The organism is Mesorhizobium sp. M1396 (assembly GCF_040317725.1).
Classification (GTDB): domain Bacteria; phylum Pseudomonadota; class Alphaproteobacteria; order Rhizobiales; family Rhizobiaceae; genus Mesorhizobium.
Genome location: NZ_JAMYLA010000050.1, coordinates 1 through 23117, shown reverse-complemented (window position 1 = coordinate 23117; position 23117 = coordinate 1). Strand labels below are relative to the sequence as shown.

Here is a 23117-nt window from a genome sequence, read left to right as displayed (position 1 = left end):
GGTTGGGGCGCCGATGACAAGGAAGGCGCTAGCAGACCGGCACGAACGCCGGCTCGCAGCGGCCACCGAGACACCCCGCCCGTGGACGTAATTCGCCGTGGCAGGTCTCCTGGCTCGCGGGGTCATAGCCTCTACCCGTCTTCCTGAGGGTATTCGCCTCAGTGACATGAGTGGGGTTGGCTCGCCGCTAACAGTTGCGGGGGCAGCGCCGGCATTGCACCGGCTTCCCTCTTAGCTCCGCTGCGGCAGCGCCGCACGCGAGAACCACGACACGCAGACAATCACAGCAGTCCGCTCTTTTGTCAATGACGCATAACGAAATGTTTATGTCGTTATGTGATTTCGCTTTTATGCTTGTCTAACATTGTGAAATATTCAGTCGCCCATTGGCGGCGCTGCTCCGCTGCCACCATTGTCCAACTAATGGATCCCTGTCGGGCTGCGACATCCCTCGCAGGTCGCCGATGAAGGATTTCGGACAAGACTTCAAGCGCGTGACAACGTCATTAGAATGCAGAAGATCGCATTGGTGGCGATGTTTAACGATGCGGCCGCAAGCCGTGCGTGCGTGGTAGAAGCGGTTTTCTCGGAGTGAGCGCCAAACCGTGGTCCGAGGGGAATTGGCACGCCAGTCGTCATCACGGGTGACTAGGCAATCGTGATGACTCCGCTCGGCGGCAAGAGACCACACTGACGGAGCCTGGCTCAAGGGTCTGATGCAAAGCCCGACTGTGGTCCCGATAAGCCGCTTAAGCCGCATTCAGGCGGTCAGTATAAGTATCTCTCTCTCCAAGCGCTCGGCATTGAGGGATGCGCAAATGCAGGCAAAGCTCGCGTGCTTCATATTCTGCATCATACGATCGGCAGGACCCAGTTTTTATCCAGTGCACGCGTCAGCGCGGTGTGCAATTCTGGCTCGGTCCGATACGAAGGCATTTGGGCCTCGCTGATCCAGCCCAAGCCAACATAGTGGAAGTGATCCGCAGGGACCGTAACCCGGCTGCTGTCCAGTTGCCGAACGAAGTCCGCTGACCAATGGTGGATCGTATACGCTTCAAGTTTGTCCATCATCCTCCGCCAGCGTTGGATGCGTTCTTCGCGCGGCATGCTGGCCGCTCTTGAGATCGCGGTAGCTATCTCGTCGGAGAGCCTCGGATTTACCAGCAGGGCGTCCTCGCCGAAGTCTTCGGCCGCGCCGGCAAACTTCGATAACACCAGAACGCCAGGGTCGCTCGGATCTTGTGCAGCAATGTATTCTTTCGCCACAAGATTCATGCCATCGCGCAACGGCGTCACAACGCAAACACGCGCGGCTCTGTAAAGACCCGCTATCTCAGCTTGGGTGAACGACCTGTTCTCATAGATAATCGGCATCCACTCGTCCGTGCCATGCCGGTTGTTGACTTGATTGACGAGTCTTTCGACGTCGCGCCGATATTCGCTGTACGCTTGGATGTCGCCACGTGAGGGAGTTGCGATTTGCAAGAGCGAGACACGTTGCGGCTCGACTGCCAGCAGATCGAAAGCTTTAATCCGATTGTCGATGCCCTTGGTGTAGTCGAGCCGATCGACGCCGATAACTAGCTTTGCTCCGCCAAGTTTCAACTGCGAAATGTAGGCTTTCTGCGCCTCAAGCGAATCTGCGGCACACTGTTCGAATAGCTTCGGATCGATACCTATAGGAAAATTTTGGCATTGCGTCTGGCCATGGTCCGAGAAAACGACCCCGTTCTTGCTCTCCAGCCCCAAATGAGATTGGACACAGGCGAGGAAATTGCTCACATCACGGTCGGTCTGGAAACCGAGCAGATCATACTCGAGCATACATTTCATTAGCTCGCCAGAATTGGGCACGCGCTCCATCATGTCAGACTCGGGCCATGGCGTATGCAGGAAATGGCCGATCGGCCGGTCAATGCCGAGTCTGTGCAAATCAGCGCCGAGCGGCAGGAAATGGTAGTCATGAACCCAGTAGACTGCGTTATCTCCCAATTCGGACACCGCGCGCGCCATGAAGGCATTGACGTCGCGATAACTTTTATAATCCTCTTCCGAGCCTGAGATCCGGTCCGGCAGCGAGTGGAGCGCCGGCCACAATATTGAATTTGCAAAACCTTGATAGTACCGAGAATAGTCCGCTGCCGGCCCATCAAGCCACCCGATTTGACCTTTGCCACGCTGCACGACGGGCACCTGTTGCTTATCCCCGTCGCCCAGATGCTCGGAAAAACCTACCCAGACCGCGCCGGAACGCTCCACGACGCACTCCAGGGCCGCCGAAAGCCCGCCTGTCTTGGGCTGATCAGAATTGACAGTCGCACCGCGGTTGGAAATTGCGATAAGACTCCTATGTGGCTGCTGGGCCGCCGTGTTGAAGCGCTGGTCTGCGGCTGAGACAACAGGACGGGACGGGCCAACTTCGGCTTGTTGTTCTCGCTCCTGTGGCAAGTCTCTCAGGGGTTGTTCAAAAGCGATTAGTTCGTGAACAGCCCCAGTTTGCCATGTGAGGTTCCGGCGCGGCGAGTTGGCGTTGTTCAATGCGTCCATTTCATGCCTCCGTTGAATATTCCCCATGATGGAGCAACTGGCATTCCCAGATTGGCACACCCCCTGCTGACGAGAATCTGACGAGCGTCAGAGCAAATGGCGACCGATTGTCGCGTTTCGGCTTCGGCGCCCTCAAGAACCGGCTTATCGCGAAAATAGCTGGCGACCCGATCGAGCGGACCGTGCTTGCGGTAATTGTTGGATTGTTCGGATAAGAGATACACCCAGTAGATGCCAGCACCTGTTGAAATGAACTGAAACTATGTCGCTGCCGCCAAGGCTGCCGGGCCCCGTGATGCGATCCTGCGTCTGCCGAAGAGTTTTGACACGGAGATCGGAGAGGGCGGGATAGTCCCTTTCCGCCCGTCAGGGCCGGTTTTTGAATCCCTTCCTCGTTGCCCTCGACGATCCCAAAATCGTGGAAGCCAGACCGCGATGTGAATACCAGCCAGGCGAGCACTTCCTGACATCCGCGAATGCCGGGCTCCACATCCGGCGCCTCGTCGAGATTGACGAAGATGAAGCCCTGCTGCCAATTCCGCTGGTCCCATACCAATGGCGAACCAGTCTGCCCGCATTCGGCATCGTGGGACGTGATCGCAAGTCAAGTGCTCCGACGGACGCCGCGAGTTCTCCGTTACCTCAGGAACCTTACTGGCCTTCCCCAAGCTGAGCTTCTGGAAAATGCCGGTGGCGATCTCGATGACGGTGAATGCCGTCAAGGCAAGCCCGCCTTGCACCGCTCTTCCAGCGAGCTTCACGGCAGCAGAATCGGTCAGTTCTCCGAAGCGAATGGCTGTCGCTATCAGCGAGCTTTGACACAGTTCCGCCACTGCGATGATCGCGTCAGTAGGGCGGCTGGTTAGTTGCCCGCGCATCTACAGCAACCCAGCCCGTTCCGCCTCGCGGCGCAAATTCTGCCTTGGCCTTGGGCCGATCTGCTGGATCACCAGGCCGGCCGCCAGCGAGCCAAGGTCGCCGCAGGTCTTGAGGTCGCGGCCCTGCGTGTAGCCATGCAGGAAACCGGCGGCGTAGAGATCGCCGGCGCCCGTCGTGTCGACCAGCTCCTTGATGGCGGTCGCATGGATGACCACGGTCTCGTCGCCGCGCACGATAACCGAGCCTTTTTCCGAGCGTGTGACGGCGGCGATCTTGCAGTCCTTGCGGATCTGCGCCACCGCTTCGTCGAAGGACGAGGTCTGGTAGAGCGACTTGATCTCGTCGCTGTTGGCAAAGACGATGTCGACCGTGCCCGAGCGCATCAGATCGAGGAACTCGTCGCGGTAGCGGTCAACGCAAAACGAATCCGACAGTGTCATCGAGACTTCGCGCCCGGCCTCGTGCGCGAGCTTCGCCGTCTGCCGGATCGCCTCCTTGGCGCGCGGCGGGTCCCACAGATAGCCCTCAAAATAGGTGACCTTGGCGCCAGACGCCTTGTCGGCCTCGACATCCTCCGGCCCAAGCTCGACGCAGGCGCCGAGATAGGTGTTCATCGAGCGCTCGCCGTCCGGGGTGACGAAGATCATCGAGCGCGCCGTCGGCGGCTCGCCCTCGAGCGGCCTGGTGTCGAAGGCAACGCCCTGCGCATGGATGTCGTGCGCATAGATTTCGCCCAGCGCATCGTTGGACACCTTGCCGAAGAAGGCGGCGCGGCCGCCGAAGCTGGCGACGCCGGCCGCCGTGTTGCCGGCGCTGCCACCGGAGGCCTCGATCGCCGGCCCCATGTGGCTGTAGAGCAGCTCGGCGCGCTTGGTATCGATGAGGTTCATGGCACCCTTGATGATGCCGTTGGTCACCAGAAAAGCGTCGTCGCACTGGGCGATGATGTCGACAATGGCATTGCCGATGCAAAGCACGTCATAATCCGGCATCAATGTCTCCGCTTGGGCTTTCCGCTTGCCAATTCGCTCGCCGGCGGCTTCACGGGGCGGCTAGTCCTGCCTCGCGACGCAATTCGTCCGCCCTGTCTGTCTTCTCCCAGGTGAAATCAGGCTCTTCACGGCCGAAATGGCCATAGGTGGCTGTATTGCGGTATATAGGGCGCAAGAGATCAAGCATCTTGATAATGCCTTTCGGTCTGAGATCGAACAACTCAAGAATGAGGCGCTCGATCCTGCTTTCCTCAACCCTGGCTGTCCCGAACGTGTTGACCATGACGGAAACCGGACTGGCCACGCCGATTGCGTAAGCAAGCTGCACCTCGCACACGTCCGCAAGTCCGCTGGCGACGATGTTCTTTGCGACATAGCGGGCCGCATAGGCAGCCGAGCGGTCAACCTTGGACGGGTCCTTGCCCGAGAAGGCGCCGCCGCCATGACGACCCATCCCGCCATAGGAATCGACGATGATCTTGCGTCCAGTGAGACCGCAGTCGCCGCGCGGCCCGCCGACTACGAACCGCCCCGTCGGGTTGACCAGAATTCTGATGCCTTCCGTCTCCAGGTGGGTCGGCAGGACAGGCTTTATGATTTCCTCAATGACGCCCTCGCGGACAGTCTCTTGCGAGACCTGCTCGTCATGTTGCGTCGACACGACGATGGTATCCAGGGCGACCGGGCGCAACCCCTCATAGCGCACTGAGACTTGGGATTTCATGTCAGGACGCAACCAGCCAAGCTGTGCCTTCCGGACATACGCCTGCCGTTTCGTCAAGCGATGAGCGAGCTGGATCGGCAAAGGCATCAGGGTATCGGTTTCGCGGCATGCGTAGCCGAACATGAGGCCCTGATCTCCCGCTCCCTGCTGGAGGTCTTGCCCTCTTCCCTCGTCAACGCCTTGGCTGATGTCGGGCGACTGCTCGGTGAGGGCATGGACGACGGAGCAACGCCGGCCGTCGAAGCCGACGGCCTCGTCGTCGTACCCAATGTCGAGAATCGTATCGCGCGCAACTTGGCTGTAATCCACCTGGGCATCGCTGGTAATCTCGCCAGCCAGAACGACTATCCCTGATTTTACCAACGCTTCACAGGCGACGCGCGCCTTGGGATCTGTGCGGAGGATGGCGTCGAGGATGGCATCCGAGATGTTGTCGGCCAACTTATCCGGGTGCCCCGCGCCAACCGATTCGGAAGAGAACACGAACTGCCTAGCCATGAATACCTCGCTTCGGGTGTTGGATGTGGTATGGGCATTTTGCTTGGCCCACCTTACTTGTCGGAGATGCCCGGGACCTCGAACGCAGCGCACAAGTCGGCAACGTCTCTTCGCACGCAGGCATGGAAATCTTCGTCGTCTGGCCGCTGGAGGACGGAGTCAATGAAGCCAGCAATTTGCTCCATTTCCACATCGCGCATGCCCATTGACGTCACTGCTGGTGCCCCCAGGCGAATTCCGCTTGTGACCGCCGGATCCCGCGGGTCGCCAGGCACCATATTAAAGTTTGTGATGATTCCTGCCTTTGCTAGTCGCTCGGCATAGGCCTTGCCCGATAGTGGCCGATTGCGAAGATCAAGGATCAGCATGTGATTGTCCGTCCCCCCGGTCACCAGGTCATGACCTCGCTCAAGCAGTGCATGTGCCAGAGCCTTGGCGTTCTTGACCGTCTGTTGGCCGTAGCTTCGGAAGGACGGGTTCGCGGCTTCGTGCAAGGCAACCGCTAGCGCAGCGATGGCATTCATGTGAGGCCCGCCTTGCAGGTGAGGGAAGACCGCCCGGTCTATTCGTCTGGCGAGATTGTATTTGCTCTTTGTATGATACAGGGCCTGATAGCGATCTTCGTTCCTTGACAAAATGAAGCCACCGCGGGGACCGCGGATCGACTTGTGGGACGTGCTGCTGACCACGTCGCAATGGCCCACGGGATTCGGGTGCGCTCCCGCGGCAATCAGGCCGCTGATGTGCGCAATGTCGGCTACGAGATAGGAGTTCGCTTCCAGGGCAATTTCTGCCATTGCCGCGTAGTCAAAGACACGCGGGTAAGCAGTTCCGCCGACCCAAATGAGCCGCGGCCGTTCCCGCTTGGCTGTCTCGCGCAAGCGGTCATAGTCAATCTGCTGTGTCGTTTCATCCAACCCATAGGGCACGCGTTGATAGTCAGTACCGGAAAAGTTGATGGCCCAACCATGAGTCAGATGGCCCCCTTCCGGAAGGGGCAAGCCCATGACTTTGTCACCGGGACTCAAAAGCGCACGATAGACAGCCTGGTTGGCCGGCGAGCCGGAATAAGGCTGGACGTTGGCATGCTCGCTGCCAAATAGTGTTTTCAGGCGCTCAATGGCTAGATTCTCAAGCTCATCAACGATCTCGTTTCCAGCGTAGTAGCGCGCACCGGGGTACCCCTCGGCGTACTTGTTCGTGAAAATCGAGCCGTTCGCTTCCAGCACGGCCGAGGACGCAAAGTTCTCTGAGGCGATGAGCTTGAGGGTCGTCCGCTCCTGCCGCTCCTGTCTCAGAAGCAGCTCGTGAACGCGGCAATCAACCGCGGCCAAGGAAGACCGCCCGTGGGTGTCGGGCTGTGCGATCGCACCGTCTGCGGAGTTGTCCATGGTAGCTTCGCGCTCCAATTGGATTGACCTATTTCACGAGCACGCGGTCCCCTTCGGCCGCGTGTCTCGTACCGCTTCGAGCCGCTGCAGGTCCTGTTTATGATAGCCGTCGCGATGGGGCAGGAGATCGACCAATAATTGAACCAGCCCGCCGTCGTTGGATCCTGCGTTGAGATGGTACGAGCGCCACGGAGGCTGTTCGTTGCAGCAAAGAAAGTCGGCTCTGGCGAGCAGCCGGACGTGTCGCGCAACCCGCTCTCGACACACGCCCAGAATCTCCGCTAGCTCGCAGACAGTTAGGTCCGCATGCGCACAAAGGCCCAGGATTCGAAGGCGGTCTGGATGCGCTGCCATGCGTAGGCGACTAACCAGTGTCATCATGGCTCATGACCAAGTCCTACCGAATTTCTCATTTCGCGTCTCCACAGAAGCTGCAGATTTCGAAGGTTGTCCAACGACCGGACAAATCTCGGTGGCCGTGACGACCGTCGATATCCTGTGTCCAACAAACAAATGGGCGCTCTTCCTGCCTTTAGCCGAACCTGCAAGCAGTTGGGCCAGTCGAAGATAAGCGGGGCCACGGTTTGGAACCACTGACCTCAGACGTTGCAATAAGCCTACCATTCACAGCGAGCCGAAGTTGCTAAGAGTCTATGAATTACCTTGAAGGATCTGTTGCAACGTTTGCCCAGCCTGGCCTGCTCCCGGTTTGCAGCGGTCATGGTCAGGCGATCCATCGCCTCTGCGAGCACGATCAGGAATTTGCCCTGCATCGCATCGCTGATCAGCTCCTGAAGGCCGGGACGCAACAGCGACGCGCCGCAGATCGCGCGGTGGGTATTGCTGTGGACGACTGTCCAGCCTCGCTTTTCAGCACGCAAGCAGCAGAGCCGCAACTGATGCTCGATCGAGGCGTCTCGGTGATTGTCAGTTGAGTAGCGAGCGCCAAGCGCGACCTTCATGAGGCGGCCCCTTACTCCGGGACGCGGTCTCGCGTCTGGCTAGCCGTTTCGGCTTGAACGAAATCCCGTGCGGCCTGTCGCGCCAGCGGCCGGACCAGATTGACGAAGCGTCGATCGGGCTTCGGCGACGCAGGCACAGCCGATTCGCGGGCCGCGCCGGCGACCACACGAAGCTTTTCGGCTGTTGCACGTTTCGGCGCGCTATGATCGCGTTCCTGTCCTGGCGCGAAATACTCCTTTTCGCGACAAGGATGCCAAGTCACAGTGCTTCGACAAGATGGAAATTCTTTGTGATCAATAACGCGCGTCGCGCAGGAGCCAGTGCTGGCCGATGACGGGGCACCTTGTGCTCCGAAAAAGCCATGGCTATATATCCGGATAGAGAACGGAGGCACGCGATGGGCAACACTGCACAGAAGAGAGCCATCGAGAATTATCGCTCTCGCCTGGCTGAGCGCGGCATCGCGCGGTTCGAGATCCAGGCGTTCGACGCAGACCGCGATCTACTGCGAACTCTTGCCCGAAAATTAACGGAGAGCGGGCCGGATGCCCGACAGCTTCGTCGGACCATACAGCAAGCCATGGCGGGTGAGCCACCGAAAGTGGGCAGCATTCTCGCCGCGTTGCGTCGCTCGCCTCTGGTTGGCTCCAATCTCGACCTCAGCCGGCCGCGCGAAGAGGGGCGCAAGATCGACCTGTGACGCGCTACCTTCTTGATACCAATATCATCAGCAACGTCATAAAGCCGGAGCCTTCGGGCTCGTTGCTGGCCTGGATGGGCGCGCAGAAGGACGAAGACCTCTTCATTGCTTCGCTTACTGTCGCCGAAATTCGCCGAGGCATCCTAGAGAAGCCGAAGGGGAAAAAGCGCCGCAGCCTTGAAACTTGGTTCGAGGGCTCCGAAGGCCCGCAAGCGCTGTTCGCTGGCCGAGTGCTATCGTTCGACGAGAAAGCCGGCCTCGTGTGGGCGCGGCTGATGGCCAACGGCAAAGCCAGAGGCCGTTCGCGGAGCGCCCTAGACACAATCATTGCCGCTGTAGCCGAAGCCAACGAGTGTGTCGTAGTGACCGACAATGAAAAGGACTTCGAGGACGTTCAGATAATCAACCCGCTCCGTAGCTCTGGAAGCCAAGCGGGTGATGATAGCTCCAACGGTCCGGCCGATTCAATTTGAGGATTTCAGCGGCACGGAGTCCGAACGTCTCGTGTTCGCCTACCTTTAGCGATGGCTGGATTGATCTTGCTTAGTTCGGCCAGGGACGTCTCTTCCAGTTCCGCTTTAATGCCATCCCGGTTCATCTAGTCAGCTCGATCTACCAACAGTTCGCACGCACGAGCGCCGCGGACAAGGCGCGATCGCAGGGACTGCGCGATACGCGTGTCGAGCTCGTCCATCTTACACTCGATCTCGTCTTCGAAGGCTTCTCGCCAAACGCCACTGTAGTCGATCCCGCGTGCGGCTCGGGGGCCTTCTATCGAGGCTTTCTCGCGACTGGTCTGGCGCGCTACCAATGGCAAGTTCGCCCGCCGGGAACTCGTCGGTCTGTACTTCCAGCTCTGGGCGTCCACATCAACTGCGGAGCTCTTGGCATCGCCGTGTTCTGCCTTTAGCTGGCAGCTCTCGAGCTCGACGAGCAGCCGATCAGCGACACCCGCGACCTCAAGTTCGACCCGGTTGACTCGATAACACCCTATTGGCAGATTCAGTGGGGGAGGATCTGCCCACTCCGATCACAAGCCGATCTTTCGACCCCGTGGTCGGGAATTCTGCATGGACCTTCGTGAAAAAGGAATGCAGCGCCGAAAGCCGAAGCGCTTCCGATACATCGACGCCCCTTCCGAGACGGAGCCCCGATTAGGCATTCCTGCCACTCTATCTAGCCGACCCCCGTGGCCGCGTTGTCGATCGGTGCGCACTGGTCGCCTACATCGCCCCGGCACGTGAAGATCGTCTCTGCTGACGCTCGTTGAGCAATTCAGGCCGCCTCCGGCTGGCGTTTGATCAGCGTCAGCGTCAACCAGCGCGCGGTCAGCGCCGGCTTTTTCGAGCCCTCGATCTCAATCGTCACGCCCAGCGCCGTCTGCACCCAGCCCGACGGCCTGACCTTGACGTCGGCCAGTACGAAACGGGTGCGGATGCGCGATCCGGTTTTCACCGGCGCCAGGAAGCGCAGCGATTCGAAGCCATAGTTGACACCCATCTTGCAGTTTTCGAGCGGCCGCATGGTCTCGAAAGTCATCGCCGACAAAAGCGAAAGCGACAGGAAGCCATGTGCGATGGTGCCGCCGAACGGCGTCTCGCGCTTGGCGCGCTCCGGATCGCAGTGGATGAACTGGTGGTCATCGGTGGCCTCGGCGAACTGGTCGATCATCCGCTGCGAGACCACCCGCCACGGCGACACGCCGACTTCCTTGCCGACGCTGGCCAGAAGTTCGTCGAGACTGATCGGTTCCACGCATGTCCTCCATTTCAACCGTCCGAAGCGCGACGGCTTCATTCCGTGAACAGTGTCAGCCAATGCTGCACCGACTGCCGGCCATCCATCGGCAGGATGGCCCCGGTGAGATGACTGCCGTCACAGCTGCACGAATAGAGCGTTCCGCCGGCAATCTCATTCGGCGCACCGATGCGGCCGATCCGAACATGGCTGCAGACGAGCCGGCTTGTAATCGGTCGCGGTGCGCGTCCTGCAAGCCGCCGAAAGCAGCTCGTCTTGCTACGGATGATCATTCCGCCGGCGCCGCTATGCGGTATTGTCGCAGATTGATAAAATCAATTGTCTGGATAGGAACCATCCGTGTCTCGAATGGTGGAGGAGTAGTCCAGCAGACGGGGTGGCTTGTGGTCCTTCTTGAAGCGCGCCGACCTCATTGGCCGCTAGCTCTGAGCCGGCAAGAAGCGCCAGTTCAATGACATTGGGTGTCGACACGGCAAAGCGGCATCAGATGCTACTTCATGATGCGGGATGGCGCTTGCTTCAAGAAGCGCTCGGCCTGACGTGGAAGCCAGCGATGCGCCCGATATTCGCGCAGCACAGCGGCAACCGCAGCGACGATGATCTCAGCCGTTGCGAGCATGCCAACCTTGGTGCCGGCCACTCTGATAGCTTGAAGCGCAGCGCGCATTTGATCCGTCACCAGACCGGGTTGCGTAACTTGGATTTCCAAGGCGTCTTCCTGGGTTTGCACCGTCAGCGCGCTGACAGCAAAGGCAGGTGCGCACGTCAAGGCAAGCGATCGTCTCGATCTCGCGGGCAATTCCAGCCCCACCGCGGGAATCTGACCCGACAACAACGAGCAGATGCGGTTCTCGCCCCAGCGCCATTGTTCTGTCTTTCGATCCATTCTCGCGTGCGCGCTTCTGGGGCGTCGTTCAGCGCAAAGTCGGTGACCACGGCTGCGCTTTCCGCGCCAGCCTCGAAAAACGCCTTCGAGCCGGTCAGGTTGAGGCCGCCGATGGAGACCAATGGGATCGGCGCGACCTGGTGCTTCCACTCGCTGATCCGCTTGAGCCCTTGCGGCGCCCATTTCATCTGCTTCAGGCTAGTTGGATAGATGGGCCGAGCGCCACATACTCCGGCTCGGCCACTGGCGCCGTTTCCAGTTCGGTGTGATCGTGGATCGAAAGGCCGAGCTTCAATCCGGCGTATTTAATCGTCAGCATCGGCGGCAGCCAAATCCTTTTGACCAAGATGGACGAAGTCGCAGCCTTCCTCGATTGCCGTGCGCCAATTGTCGTTGACGCTCACTTGGCAACCATGGACCGCGCAGGCGTCGTTCGCGCGGCGGATTTCCGTCTGCAGTCCTTTCTCGTCCATATCCTTTATCCGGAGCTGCAGCAGACTCACGCCGAGCGGCGCCAGCCCGTCAACCCAGCCGGCACGTCGAAATTCAGATAGAAGGGATCGAGCCTTCATGAGAAGACAGCCCTGCCGACCGTCGGTGAGTAGCGCGGTTCGAGCATTCCAGTGCTAGCTTCACGAATGGCATCGACCGCCCTTGCCGAACGCACGCGCCATGCCGACCGGATCGGCCGCCCTCGGGACCGCCGTGTTCAGGAGCACGGCGTCGAACCCGAACTCCATGACGTCGCCGCGTACGACGGCCGTCCGAGCCACGCATCCACAATCAAACGGAATGTAGGGGAAATGTCCGCGCATCAACTGGACCTCGGAGCTCAACGCTTCATCGCATTAGAATGAGCGTTCGAAACGCAGGATGCCGCCGACACTGCTCTTCTTGTTGGCATTGGCCCAGTTCACTTCGGAAGCTTTCACCTTTCCGACGGCGGAGCCTCCGTAGCGGTCATAGTCGAGTTCAGCCGTAACTGTGAAATCTGGAAGAAGCGCATAGGCGACGTTCGCAGCGGCACCATAGTTCTTGAGCTGATCACCCGAGAGCTGAAGGTTGAACGAAGTTGTCTCGTTGAGCTCGTAAGCGGCGCCAGCCCAGAAAGCCCAGTTCCCGCCCCAGATCTTATAGAAGCCGCGACCATGAGCGTCGATCGCGTTCATGGAGTCGTCGTTGAGCTTGCCATTGGAACCGTAGCCGAACATTCCGAACAGCAACAGTTCGTCGGTGACATTGATGTCGACACGGACCTTGACGGCTACCGATTCGTAGTTGCTATCATAACCAGCAACGCCGGTGATCCCTCCCCAGCCATGTGTGTATTTCAAGCCGCCGACTATGTGCGGAGCGTAGTTGTCGATTGTGCCGACCACGCCTGAGCCTTCTTCGAGCGAAACCACGGCCGAAAAGCCGTTCGCGGCGTCGAAGTAGTACTGGACCACATTGGTATCCAAAGCGCCGTGCGGAACCGGCGTCTGGTTGAGTACGTCACCCGCGCCGCCAATAAACATGTCGAAGGCCGACCAGTCCTTACCAACTCGGAGGCCACCAAGCTGAATCCAGGCGAAAGTCAAGATGCTGTCTCCGTTGAAGGCATAGGACCGAGAACTGTCCGAAACCGAAGTGTGGCGGTTACCGAAATTCACGCGGGTTTCGGTGTAGGTCTTCAACGTGCCGAGTTCGGTCTCCTGGCCGGTCCAAGCTTTCAGTGTGAAGCGCGTGTTGTTTTGCCATGCACCCTGATCCTCACCAGTCCTCACATCTGAGGTTCTTGCGTGGTAAAACAATCCGACATCGCCCAAGCCCACGTAGTAGCTAAGATAGCCGCCGATGCGCAGGCAGGTCTCGGTGCCTGAAATGTAGACGTAGCCCGAGCCGTAGACGTCGCAGATCTTGGCGTACTCAGTCGGGTCAGGCTCGGCGACGATGGTCACCGCGCGAGCGTCGGAAACGGCGATCAGTGCCGCAGTTGAGCCGAGGAGGAGGCTCCCAATGGTCATTGTTGACCTCCGTCTAAATAGTAAAAGGAATCGAGACCGATAAATGATTTTTGCCAAGCAAACGATTGATAGCGCATCAAGCTGAATTATAGGAGTGTTGCTGCACCTGTCGTGCAAATGCTCAGGAGAATTTAAAATGTGATTGAGATTTGTTGTCACATATATCAAGTAGTTATCACTCCCAGACGGTCATACAACATTTTTGTACAATCACCCTTTTCACCTCAGCGGCGGGCCTCACAAAGGGTACTACTGCAAATGACGTGCCACCCTGACGACCCAGCTGCGGCTTGAAGCTCAAATGTGCGGGCGGACCTTGGTTTGCGCTTCCTTCTCTTTGCCTTGCGGATCCACCCAAGCAGGAACGGCAAACGTTTCGGCTACGGTTCGTCTGTTCGCTTCGCGACAGTTTGGCTTAATGGCGACGGCATTGTTTGCTGTGAGCCCCGCCGTTGAGGCATCATCTGGCGGCCACCGCTCGGTACGACGCCGTCACTTTGGCGAGCTGATGGTCGATAACCACGCGCCGCAGCCTTGCACCACTGAGTCAGTAGGCGCCAGCCTTGGCATTGCGGCGGACCTGACGGTCGCGTCGAGCAGGTTCTCGTCCTGAAAGCGGCGCGCCACAGCTAATGCTTCTTGCCAGCAATTCACACAACGAGCTCATCGAGACGGCAGAGATCATTGTGGGCGGCGTAGCTGGCGTGCAAAGTCTGGACCCAACACCGTATTGTCTCATCGGATGCGGCATCTGCGCTCAGAAGAGTCTCCCACGCGCAGATGAAGGGAAGGGACGCTGGAACAAAACGGTGCGCGTGAGGGTTTCGGCGGGAACACCATCGTCAGTCGCTGACCGAGTGCGCTCAGACCATCGCTGTCCAGCCAAGACTGAACGGCGCCCATTGCTAAAAAATTTCGAGCCCAAAGCGGGACGGACTGACATAGCGCAAAGACGCAGGCCAGCGCAGCGGTAAGGTTGGATGTTATCAGCATGGGACGGTGACCGTTGCAGACCACGAAATTTCGAGAGGCCCGGCTGCCTTGGTACACTATCTATCCGCCTGTGTCGGAGTTCTCTGGGGCGGTCGGCGCCGAGGCTTATGAGGAATGGCTCAGGAACCTGCCGGCTGATGATCCGGTGTCACTCTACCTGCACGTTCCGTTCTGCCGATCAGCCTGCTGGTATTGCGGCTTCCCAACCACCATCACCCGCCGTGATGCGCCCATCCTCAACTATCTGGCGGCGCTGCGTGACGAGATCCGTCTGGTTTCGGAGCGAGTGCCGAAGACGTTGCCCGTGAGCGACATACATTTCGGCGGCGGAACGCCGTCTCTCATCGGACCAGCCGAGTTCCTCGCTCTGATGGAGTTCCTGCGATGCCGCTTCGCCATCTCGAAAACAGCTACGGTCGCCATCGAGATCGATCCACGAACACTCACGCCCGAGATGGCGGAAGGCTTGGGAGCGGCCGGCGTGAACCGCGCGAGCCTGGGCGTACAGAGCTTCGATCCCATTGTTCAAAAAGCGATCAACCGAATCCAGAGCGAGGCCCAGACGTCGGCTGCCGTGGAAGTGCTGCGCCGGCATGGAGTAAGCCGCATCAACTTCGACCTCATCTACGGCCTGCCGCGTCAAACGTTGGAGTCGTGCGTCGAAACAGTGAGGGCGGCGGTCGCCATGCGCCCCGACCGGCTTGCCTTGTTCGGCTACTCGCACATCCCATCCCAAGTAAAGAATCAGCGCCTCATCGAGGCGGAATTTCTTCCCGACAGCGCTGCCCGCGCTGAACAGTATGCGGCTGTCGCCGTGACGCTGATTGCCGCCGGCTACCGACAGATCGGGCTCGACCATTTCGCCTTGCCGGACGACGAGCTCGCGCTGGCACAGGAAACAGGTCACCTGCGACGTAACTCGTTGGGCTACTCGGCGGATACCTGCAGAACCCTGATCGGTTTCGGCGCGTCGGCTATCGGCCGCATCGGCCAGGGATACGTTCAAAACGAAGTTACACGGGATTCCTACATCCAGCACATCGCAGCTGGCCGACTGGCTACATCGAAGGGCCATCGCCTCACAGACGACGACCGCGTGCGAGCCGCAATTATCGAGCGATTAATGTGCGATTTCGAGGCTGACGTGCCGGCAATCTGTGTCGCCCACGGATCTGATCCGATCCGTCTTCGCGATTCGGCTGAGCGCTTGGCCATGCTGGCCAAGGACGGGATAGTGGACTTCGAGAACGGTTTTGTCCGCGTACGGCGGGAGCATCGCTTTGGGATTCGCGCTGTCGCTGCCGCATTCGATGTTTTTAGGGATGGCGTTACGTATATCCCGCAGCAGCTTAATGCGATGCAAAGCACGACATAGTCCGGCATCAATGTCTCCGCTTGGAACCGCCGGCCTACTTGCCACGCCGGCCGGGCGCTGGTCTGGCAAGTGGGCTTTCCGTTTGCCAATGCGTTCGTTCCCGGCCCTCACGGGGCGGCGAGTCCCTGCCGTGAGCGCCTCACCCGCGAGGCTACATGGCGGCCGTGGAGATTACCTCAGCAGCGGCGCCCGATCGGAAACCTTAGCACCTCAGCGCTTTGGCGTGGCTGCTTGAACTCTTCGACGGCAACCGCCTCAATTAGCAGGTCCAAGGCTTCGCGGCCCCTTTGACTCATCGGGTCATCCCCACAAAGGTAGTCATACGCTCGATCTAAATGCACTCGGGCGGCGGAAAAATCGCTTGTCATATCATAGAACCCTCTCTACCCGCCCGCATTGCCGTCTACGAGGTGAAGGTAGTGCAATCGTCAATATATACAGACAAATTTGAATTAAATCGGAGATGATCATGGAGGCCGAGTTCCCTGACCTGATGCCGCCATTAAGCCCGCCGACGACCACTCGCTGGCGCTCGGTCGGTTCATAAATGCCGAGCACCCCGTCCCGAGACCACCTCTGACCTCCCTCCTTCGATGCTAGACGCGTGGAAGACATGGCTGCGCCGCCGCTGCGAGAAAGGCGTGTCCCATCGCGCGGCGGCTGCATAGTGGGCAGCCAGTGCTGGGAGCTAATCGGCAAAGCCGCATGTGGCGATTTTGCATAGCGGGCGCAGGCGAATCGCCACGCCCGTCCAGCATGTCCGATGCCGCGTAGGCCGCCAGGATCCCTGAGCGGAGTGCATGCACGATCCCGCGTGATGACAGTGGATCGGCACAGAACAGGCAGTCGCCCGCCGCGACCCAGCGGTCACCGGCGGCGGGATCGATTGCGGTTCCCGCCGCCTTGATCATGCTGGCGGTCTCGATTGCGTTGGGCGGCACGAGCGGCGCGATGGACTGCGTTGCGGCTAAAGCTTGGTACCAATGTCCGGCTTTGCGCAGTTCGCTGCCCAGATCCGGATCGGTGAGGCACGCGCAAGTCGGCGCTGTACCACCAGCCTTCGGAACGCGCCTCGACGACCATGCTGCAATCGCCCGGTGCGCGGTCGAAAAAGCGTGTGTAGGCGGCAAGATGTCCGTGCATGGTGAGCTTGGCGCCGAAACATCGCGCCAGCCTCCAACTGCGACCGGTCGCCCAAACCACGGCGCGGGCAACGATAGCTTCATCGGCCAGCTTGAGCAGCCAGCCTTGATCGTCGCGCACTGCCGAACCCACGGCCGAGCCAAACCGCGTGTCCACACCTGCCGCCTTGGCCGCCTGCACCATCAGCCGGTCGAATCGCGTCCGGTCGAGCTGCCAGCCGGCACCTTGAGCGGAAAACATGCCGTGCCGCTCGCTGGGAACTTCATTGGCCCACACCGAAACAAGCGCACGATTTTCAACGAAGCCGGCCTCGGCGAACGGCGTCCAGACACCAAGCTGACGCAGCAGCCCATTCGCTACTGCCGGCAGCACCTCTCCCGGCTTTGGCCGATCATGCCTTCCTGCTTCCAGCAACAGCACGCTCCGCGCGGGTGCATCGTTGCCAACGCCAGTCCGGATGTGGTCGCCGCCGAACGTGATCGTCTCAGCGAGCTGGCGGGACAAAATGCCAACCTCAAGATAGCGTTGGCCCGGATCAGCGAGGCGGACTGAGGAAGACTTTAAATTCAAAAGGTGACACGCGGCAATAGTCGCGTGCCGCTGTAGCCAGGCTCCGCTTCACCGTGGGGACCGATCGGTCGCACTCTCAGCCTGGGGTTCTTCTCTGCCACCCATCATCGAATTTTGGTGGATTGTCCGTCTCCCGCACCGGTTTGAGCGCGATAGACAAGAATCGCGTTTTCTGTGCCGGCCGGGCTTCAATGACGGGGATGGCGAAAAGCTGCGTGCTCGGGCTTGCGGGCCGAGCTTGTCGGTCGCTCGATGGAAAGTGTCATCTGAGGCACTTCCTCTCCCGCGTGCAACTGGAAGACACGCTCGTCCAGTTCCTTGTCCACTTCCGTCAGACGATGATTGAGGCGAAGGTAGTCCGTCCAGGTCGGCGTGCGGAACGTTTCCGTCCAATGCATAGGCTTCTGCAAGTTCCGCTGGAGCGTCCAATTCCGAGCACCGACCCGGCTGTGTACATGACGCCGCTGCCGCATGAGGTCGAGGAAAGCCTCGAGATTTCTCTCGGCTATCAGGTATTCGACCTTGACCACGATCGGGCCGCTCCTCGGCTTCAAATTGAGAGAGACAGCCGGGGCATCGAATTCCTCCAAGGGATCGGGCTCGGAGTCGCGGCGCTCGCGAAGCGGAAAGAGAACGCCGGCTGCAGCGACGATCAACAGGGCTCCAGCGGAACCCTCTAGCGCCCAGGTCAACGAATGGTTTTCGGCCACCGTGCCCCACACCCAGCTGCCGAGCGCGATGCCACCATCTATCAAAGCATAGTAGATCGAGATGGTGCGCCCCACGACCCAGCGCGGGCTTGCCAGCTGCACGCTCACACCGACCCCTGACCAGGCGGTGACCCAACCCGCGCCGCCCAAAGCGAGTGCAATTGCCGCCACCCCGATCGAAGTTGTCAGTGCCAGGGAAAGTGAGCACGCCGCGCAGGCGACGCAGGAGAGCCTCATCAGCCGCTCCTGCGACAAGCTCCGTCTGAACAGGCTGTTGGAGAGGCCAGCGAAGACGGCTCCTGTCCCGAAGCCGGCCATGAGCGCGCCATAGGCGAGCGGGCCTCCTCCCAGCTGATCGCGGACAACCACCGGCAGCAGCGCGAGTATGGCGATGCTCGCCAAGCCAAAGAGGGTTCCGCGCGCGATCGCGGCCTTGATTTCCGATGACATCGCCGTGAAGCGCAGCCCGTCATAGATCGCCGTCCTCATCGACTCGCGTGGAAGAGGGGAAGAACGAACCTTCCACTTGCAGCGCCAAATAGTGGCCAAGGGTACGAAATAGGTGAGCGTGGTCACCGCGAATGCCGCCATAAGGCCAAACGAGGCAACTACAATGCCGCCGAGCGCCGGGCCCACAGTCCGGACGGTATTGAATCCAACAGAAAGCAGGGTGACGGCAGCGGGAACATCTCGTCGATCCACAATATCGCCAACCGACGCTTGCCAGGCCGGATCATTGAGAGCACCGCCGCTTGCGATCAAGAAGCTGAAGCCGAGGATCATCCACGGACTGACAAAGCCCAGCGCCACCGATGCGGTCAGCATCGCGGAGGCAGTCACCATAAGGCACCGACCGGCGAACATGACCCTGCGCCGGCTGAAATTGTCGGCGAGAGCTCCGGCAAAAACGGACAAGACGAAAGCGGGCAGGTTCGATGAAGCCTGAACCAACGCGACCATCAGATCGGAAGTCGAGATCGTTGCCATCAGCCAGCTGATGGCGACAGTCTGCATCAACCAGCCGAGGCTTGAAACCTGCGTGGCGAGCCAGATCGAGCGAAAGGTGGGCTGCAGAAGTGGCCCAAAGGTCGTTGGTGCAGCCAAATCTTCGTTTGATCCAGCCACCCTACTCATTTTGCGAACCTTTTCTTTCCGTTATTGTCGCTTCCCATGTAATCTAGGCTGAACCGTGGCGGCTTAAGAATAGATGGCCCATTTGCCTACGACGAATGTGGCCACAGTTCCTCCTGACCAGTTGTCAGGCGGCCGGGACGCAGAAATGGGCCGGCTCACTCGCCTTCGACGACATGTTGGTGAGCCGGAAATCACATGTCATTTGAGGCATCATGCTCGTTCGACGCGCTGCCGAGCGATTTTTCGCGAAACGTTACCCTGTTCTTTTGTTGGAAACTCACTCATCAGCGGCGTTCGATGCTGAGTGTGGCTTCCGAAAAGTGAGGACGCTTGCAGATCTTTGACAGGATCAATTCCCTGCTTGACGCAGACGATTGCCACGCCGCGATCGAAGACGCCCGCGCCCTGCTCCTTCAGTTCGGACAAAAGTCTGATGCGCTCACACATGCGATTGACGAGTTTCTGCTCGACCTGATGACATTGGCTTTCATTGTCGAATGTTACGGACGCGGCTTTGAACTCCTGGCGCGAACGCTTGCCCGTAGAAGGCTGGTGAAGATCAGACTTTTGTCGGGAGGATTGGCCGGGCAGAAATGGTTCCAAAGTCTGATGGCTGAACCGGCGATCGCGCCGCGTTGCAATTGACGACGTGGCGACCGCCAAAAAAAAGGGCCATCGGAAAACCGAGGCCCTTTAGGTTAAAGTCAAAACCTTCAGAGGGGAACAGCTGGTACGATGGAATGGGAGGAAACCATCGCGTGCATCAGCTGTAAGCTTAATCGTTAAAATTTGCGCAATGCGCAAACACATATTGTGCAATGCAGCTATGCAGTAACGCAAAGCCTCAAGTTACAAGATCGAGTTTGGAAATGTTTGCTGCTCGTACGGTGATGGGCGAGATCCTTAAGCATGTACGGCGGCATGATGGACGCTTGCAAGCATCCAGACAAGATTACCGCGAAGCTAAAATAAGAGGTTCGGTCCAATCGGCGATGCTCAATAGCCGCGCCATTCTGGTTCCGCCGGGCGTTACATCGCCTCGCCAAGTTGAGGATGTATTGGTCGCGAGCAGCCGCGCGCCAATTTGGAACCCACGACCATATGCAACGATTGGGCACTGTCCGAAGAAGGCCGAGAACTGTTGAAAGTGCGCTAGATGGAGATATTCTGAATTGGAACGGGGGCCTGGTTCATCGCCAAAGCGAGACATGGATGAAAAGCAGATCGCGCCCAACGCCTGATCCAACCATTGCAACGGAAGTCCCCTGGTCGGAAAGCCTAACCGCATATGATGACAAGCATTTCGAGCTCTATTTGAAGCTCATGGACGCTTGCGCCGACAGTGCCAGCGAAGAGGAGATGGCGCTGGATGTACTGGGTATCGATCCGGTCAAAGAGCCCATCCGCGCCCGTAAGGCCCTTCGCAGTCATCTCAAACGGGTGCTCTGGTTTATGCATGAGGGCCATAAGGAACTGCTTCCAAGCCGGCCGCCTCAATAACTGCGGCGCCGAACAAGGTTGCCCGAGAGATCAGGTGGCGCCCTCGGGGGATGCGAGGACACTTGAGCCGCAATCGGGTTATCATCTCCATACTGCGTGTGTTCGGCTCCGCTCGGCAAGTGCCCTTGAGTCGAGGAGGAATGCACATGAAGAAAGTTCATCTGGAAGCCTGCTGACCGATCCCTTGGGGCCCATAATCGGGTCCCAAGTTGTTCCCGACGAGCGTTGCGAGGGGCGGATGCAGGACCAGCCGGAAATCGAGCCCGGGCGTGAAACGAAGTCAACAGGTGCGAGGTTCGGCCTGCTGGGTGTGGCTGTGTTGGCCGTAGGCGCCTTCATCTGGACCGGCTTCGGCGAAGGCATCCAGCAGGGCACGTCCAACGTCGTTCGGACTGTCATCGACAAGAGCATGCAGCGCCTTGGGCTCGGGCAAGCCCCAACGCTCTTACAGAGGGCGAGTGGTATCTCTCGGTGTACTACGGTCCCGACTTTACGGATGTCACCCCCGTCGGCCTGGGGCACCCCTTCAAGGTGACATTCACGTCGGCCCCGGATTTGTCTGGCACCTACGAGAACGTTGCAGGGAGCGGCTCGGTAAGCGGCTTTGAACGACCCGGTCAACTCGTAATGACCTACTCCGGAGCAGATGGGATGTCCCATGGAGTTGCCATTCTCCAAGACATTCAGACCCACCTTTCTTCCAACAACGTCGAGCATGATTACGTGGGAGCCGTTTTGGTCCACGCTTGCTATAAGGCGGACACCCAGCAGTGCGATGCCGCCAAATCGCAATATAAATTCTGCAGGGCGATTTTGTCGAAAAACAGGGAACCCGACAAGGATCCTTCCCTCAAGGGTTACCTCGACGAACCATGTTCGGCTTTTCAGAACGATCTGAAGCTGAAGCTTAGCCCGACGGCACAGCTTTAGGCACGAAGGCGCTCACCAGGGTCGCAGCTCAAAGAGAACGGCGCCCTTCGCCGGGGGCCGTCCGTTCCGCATCCCGCCTGACGGCGGCGCGTTGCTGATGCTCCTACGGCCGCCCTGTTGAGCCGGTCTCAGGGCCACGGTCTTTCTCCTGCACCGATCTGACTTGGTCCCGCTGGCGGGCATTTCGGTGCTTCCGTTTTGTACGCTCTTCTTTCTTGGGCCGCTTCGCGGCACGGCTGCGCCGACATGGATGTGCCTAGCGGCACCTTTCCTATGTAGCGGGAAGAGAGGCGCGCGGCCCTCTCTCCCCACCCTCTCAAACCGGCCTTTGCTTTGCTCCAGCACTGCGGGGCCAGATCCGGCGGCCCCCGCCGCGCTGAAATGGCTCGCTCCTGCGGCCTCACACTCGCCAGGAGGCACAAGTGCATCCCCATGCCTGACTGGCAGTGCGCTTCGCCGCAGGAAGAGTCCCGTTACTTTCCCGGCCTGGCAGGGCAGCTTGTCTCGGCGCCGCTGAATTCCGATCTGCAAAGCGGCCTCATCCCGTCACGCCCTGTGAAAAAAGGGCAGGAGGGCTACGGCTTCCATTTCAGCGTCAGCCGCTGAACGCTTGAGCCGGCTCTACGGCTATTCGGCTGGGGTTTTCCGAAGCTTTTCTAACACAAAGAGCTTGCCCTGGCGCACGGCGTACTCGATTGATTGCGCCTTCGCCAGATGTGCCGCAATCGAGCTGGCCAGCATGCAGCCCGTCCCGCGCATCGATGCGGCAAGACGCGGCGTGTCAAAGCGGACTGGTTCGTGATCGGGGCGCAACAGAATATCGATCGATCGGGGTCCCGCCGCGTGGCCGCCCTTGATCAGCAGGGCCTGCATCCCGGCCACCAGCAATTCCTGGCCTTGCCACACCGCGCCGTCTTCATCAACCGCTGGCTCTAAGCCAACAAGAAGCGCCAGCTCGATGAGATTGGGTGTGACGAGGCGGCAAAGGGGCATCAGGTCGCGTTTCATGGCGGCGATGGCCCTTGCGTCCAGCAGCGCCCGGCCTGACGTCGAGGCCAGCACCGGGTCGAGTACTGCCGGCACCTGTGGATTTTCGCGGAGCACAGCCGCGACGGCTACGACGATCTCGGCCGTTGAAAGCATGCCGATCTTGATTGCCGCCACCTTGTTGGCCCGCAGCGCGGCGCGCATTTGATTGGCCACAAGATCGGGCTGCGAAGGATGGATTTTCATCACGGCTTCGTGCGTCTGCACCGTCAGCGCTGTGACAGCCAGGCAGGTGCGGACGCCAATGGAAGAGATCGTCTCGATATCGCGTGCAATTCCAGCCCCACCGCTGGAGTCAGATCCGCCGACCACGAGCACATGCGGTTCTCGCCTCAGCGCCATGGCTTTGTCTTTTCGATCCATTCTCGCGT

Annotated in this window: 21 protein-coding genes, 2 pseudogenes and 1 riboswitch; of the genes and pseudogenes, 7 read left to right on the top strand and 16 right to left on the bottom strand. The window is 59.5% G+C overall.

What is annotated here, in order from left to right; all coding sequences use genetic code 11:
- Positions 1 to 82: 82 nt before the first annotated feature.
- Positions 83 to 284, bottom strand: a riboswitch (cobalamin riboswitch).
- A 568-nt stretch (positions 285 to 852) separates the two neighbouring features.
- The 6 genes from NKH02_RS26675 to NKH02_RS26650 form a co-directional block, all read right to left on the bottom strand.
- Positions 853 to 2547, bottom strand: coding sequence for an alpha,alpha-trehalose-phosphate synthase (UDP-forming) (locus tag NKH02_RS26675; protein ID WP_352882691.1), 1695 nt, complete (start codon positions 2545 to 2547; stop codon positions 853 to 855).
- A gap of 878 nt (positions 2548 to 3425) precedes the next feature.
- The gene (locus NKH02_RS26670) at positions 3426 to 4418 is read right to left on the bottom strand and encodes an adenosine kinase (protein ID WP_023812682.1); all 993 of its coding nucleotides are present in this window, start codon (positions 4416 to 4418) and stop codon (positions 3426 to 3428) included.
- Between the two features lie 49 nt (positions 4419 to 4467).
- Positions 4468 to 5640, bottom strand: coding sequence for a methionine adenosyltransferase (gene metK, locus NKH02_RS26665; RefSeq protein WP_023812683.1), 1173 nt, complete (start codon positions 5638 to 5640; stop codon positions 4468 to 4470).
- A gap of 53 nt (positions 5641 to 5693) precedes the next feature.
- Positions 5694 to 7031, bottom strand: coding sequence for a serine hydroxymethyltransferase (glyA, locus tag NKH02_RS26660; protein ID WP_352882689.1), 1338 nt, complete (start codon positions 7029 to 7031; stop codon positions 5694 to 5696).
- 33 nt (positions 7032 to 7064) lie between these two features.
- Complete coding sequence (locus NKH02_RS26655; RefSeq protein ID WP_352882687.1) at positions 7065 to 7385, bottom strand: ArsR/SmtB family transcription factor; 321 nt, start codon at positions 7383 to 7385, stop codon at positions 7065 to 7067.
- A 263-nt stretch (positions 7386 to 7648) separates the two neighbouring features.
- Entirely contained in the window at positions 7649 to 7993 is a 345-nt protein-coding gene (locus tag NKH02_RS26650; RefSeq protein ID WP_352882686.1) for a recombinase family protein, read from the bottom strand.
- Positions 7994 to 8391: 398 nt separating this feature from the next.
- Here NKH02_RS26650 and NKH02_RS26645 point away from each other — a divergent pair, with 398 nt between their 5' ends.
- Positions 8392 to 8694, top strand: coding sequence for a hypothetical protein (locus NKH02_RS26645; protein WP_352882684.1), 303 nt, complete (start codon positions 8392 to 8394; stop codon positions 8692 to 8694).
- On the top strand, positions 8691 to 9167 hold the full coding sequence (locus NKH02_RS26640) for a type II toxin-antitoxin system VapC family toxin (protein ID WP_352882683.1): 477 nt from the start codon (positions 8691 to 8693) through the stop codon (positions 9165 to 9167). Before NKH02_RS26645 ends, NKH02_RS26640 begins: the two co-directional genes overlap by 4 nt.
- Positions 9168 to 9969: 802 nt before the next feature.
- On the opposite strand, the gene NKH02_RS26635 is transcribed toward NKH02_RS26640, so the two are convergent.
- The 5 genes and pseudogenes from NKH02_RS26635 to NKH02_RS26615 all read right to left on the bottom strand — a co-directional run bounded on the left by NKH02_RS26635 (position 9970) and on the right by NKH02_RS26615 (position 13344).
- Positions 9970 to 10491: a MaoC family dehydratase gene (locus NKH02_RS26635; RefSeq protein WP_352882714.1), complete on the bottom strand. Its 522-nt coding sequence runs from the start codon at positions 10489 to 10491 to the stop codon at positions 9970 to 9972.
- A 451-nt stretch (positions 10492 to 10942) separates the two neighbouring features.
- Positions 10943 to 11338, bottom strand: coding sequence for a bifunctional hydroxymethylpyrimidine kinase/phosphomethylpyrimidine kinase (locus NKH02_RS26630; protein WP_352882682.1), 396 nt, complete (start codon positions 11336 to 11338; stop codon positions 10943 to 10945).
- A gap of 101 nt (positions 11339 to 11439) precedes the next feature.
- Positions 11440 to 11910 (bottom strand): annotated as a pseudogene (locus NKH02_RS26625) (thiamine phosphate synthase); the annotation flags it as partial.
- Positions 11907 to 12153: pseudogene (locus NKH02_RS26620) on the bottom strand (thiazole synthase); the annotation flags it as partial. The pseudogenes NKH02_RS26620 and NKH02_RS26625, both read right to left, overlap by 4 nt.
- Positions 12154 to 12186: 33 nt before the next feature.
- Positions 12187 to 13344: a porin gene (locus tag NKH02_RS26615; protein ID WP_352882681.1), complete on the bottom strand. Its 1158-nt coding sequence runs from the start codon at positions 13342 to 13344 to the stop codon at positions 12187 to 12189.
- A gap of 1006 nt (positions 13345 to 14350) precedes the next feature.
- Here NKH02_RS26615 and hemN point away from each other — a divergent pair.
- On the top strand, positions 14351 to 15712 hold the full coding sequence (hemN, locus tag NKH02_RS26610) for an oxygen-independent coproporphyrinogen III oxidase (protein ID WP_352882680.1): 1362 nt from the start codon (positions 14351 to 14353) through the stop codon (positions 15710 to 15712).
- A 176-nt stretch (positions 15713 to 15888) separates the two neighbouring features.
- Here the strand turns inward: hemN and NKH02_RS26605 are convergent, their stop codons facing one another.
- The 3 genes from NKH02_RS26605 to NKH02_RS26595 form a co-directional block, all read right to left on the bottom strand.
- Complete coding sequence (locus NKH02_RS26605) at positions 15889 to 16080, bottom strand: hypothetical protein (RefSeq protein ID WP_023727257.1); 192 nt, start codon at positions 16078 to 16080, stop codon at positions 15889 to 15891.
- 499 nt (positions 16081 to 16579) lie between these two features.
- Positions 16580 to 17359 (bottom strand): NAD(P)/FAD-dependent oxidoreductase, encoded by a 780-nt coding sequence (locus tag NKH02_RS26600; protein ID WP_352882679.1) that lies wholly within the window; start codon positions 17357 to 17359, stop codon positions 16580 to 16582.
- Between the two features lie 254 nt (positions 17360 to 17613).
- The gene (locus tag NKH02_RS26595; protein ID WP_352882678.1) at positions 17614 to 19269 is read right to left on the bottom strand and encodes an MFS transporter; all 1656 of its coding nucleotides are present in this window, start codon (positions 19267 to 19269) and stop codon (positions 17614 to 17616) included.
- Positions 19270 to 19599: 330 nt separating this feature from the next.
- On the opposite strand from NKH02_RS26595, the gene NKH02_RS26590 reads away from it, so the two are divergent.
- A complete protein-coding gene (locus NKH02_RS26590; RefSeq protein WP_352882677.1) occupies positions 19600 to 19914 on the top strand; it encodes a hypothetical protein in 315 nt (104 codons plus the stop codon).
- Positions 19915 to 20481: 567 nt separating this feature from the next.
- Entirely contained in the window at positions 20482 to 20769 is a 288-nt protein-coding gene (locus NKH02_RS26585) for a hypothetical protein (protein WP_081726247.1), read from the top strand.
- Between the two features lie 280 nt (positions 20770 to 21049).
- On the opposite strand, the gene NKH02_RS26580 is transcribed toward NKH02_RS26585, so the two are convergent.
- The gene (locus NKH02_RS26580) at positions 21050 to 21202 is read right to left on the bottom strand and encodes a hypothetical protein (RefSeq protein WP_352882676.1); all 153 of its coding nucleotides are present in this window, start codon (positions 21200 to 21202) and stop codon (positions 21050 to 21052) included.
- Between the two features lie 38 nt (positions 21203 to 21240).
- Between NKH02_RS26580 and NKH02_RS26575 the strand changes: the two genes are divergently transcribed.
- Together NKH02_RS26575 and NKH02_RS26570 are read left to right on the top strand one after the other, a co-directional pair.
- Positions 21241 to 21699: a hypothetical protein gene (locus NKH02_RS26575; protein WP_352882674.1), complete on the top strand. Its 459-nt coding sequence runs from the start codon at positions 21241 to 21243 to the stop codon at positions 21697 to 21699.
- Between the two features lie 432 nt (positions 21700 to 22131).
- On the top strand, positions 22132 to 22305 hold the full coding sequence (locus tag NKH02_RS26570) for a hypothetical protein (RefSeq protein WP_023737084.1): 174 nt from the start codon (positions 22132 to 22134) through the stop codon (positions 22303 to 22305).
- 21 nt (positions 22306 to 22326) lie between these two features.
- Here the strand turns inward: NKH02_RS26570 and NKH02_RS26565 are convergent, their stop codons facing one another.
- The gene (locus NKH02_RS26565; protein ID WP_352812273.1) at positions 22327 to 23088 is read right to left on the bottom strand and encodes a hydroxymethylpyrimidine/phosphomethylpyrimidine kinase; all 762 of its coding nucleotides are present in this window, start codon (positions 23086 to 23088) and stop codon (positions 22327 to 22329) included.
- Positions 23089 to 23117: the final 29 nt, after the last annotated feature.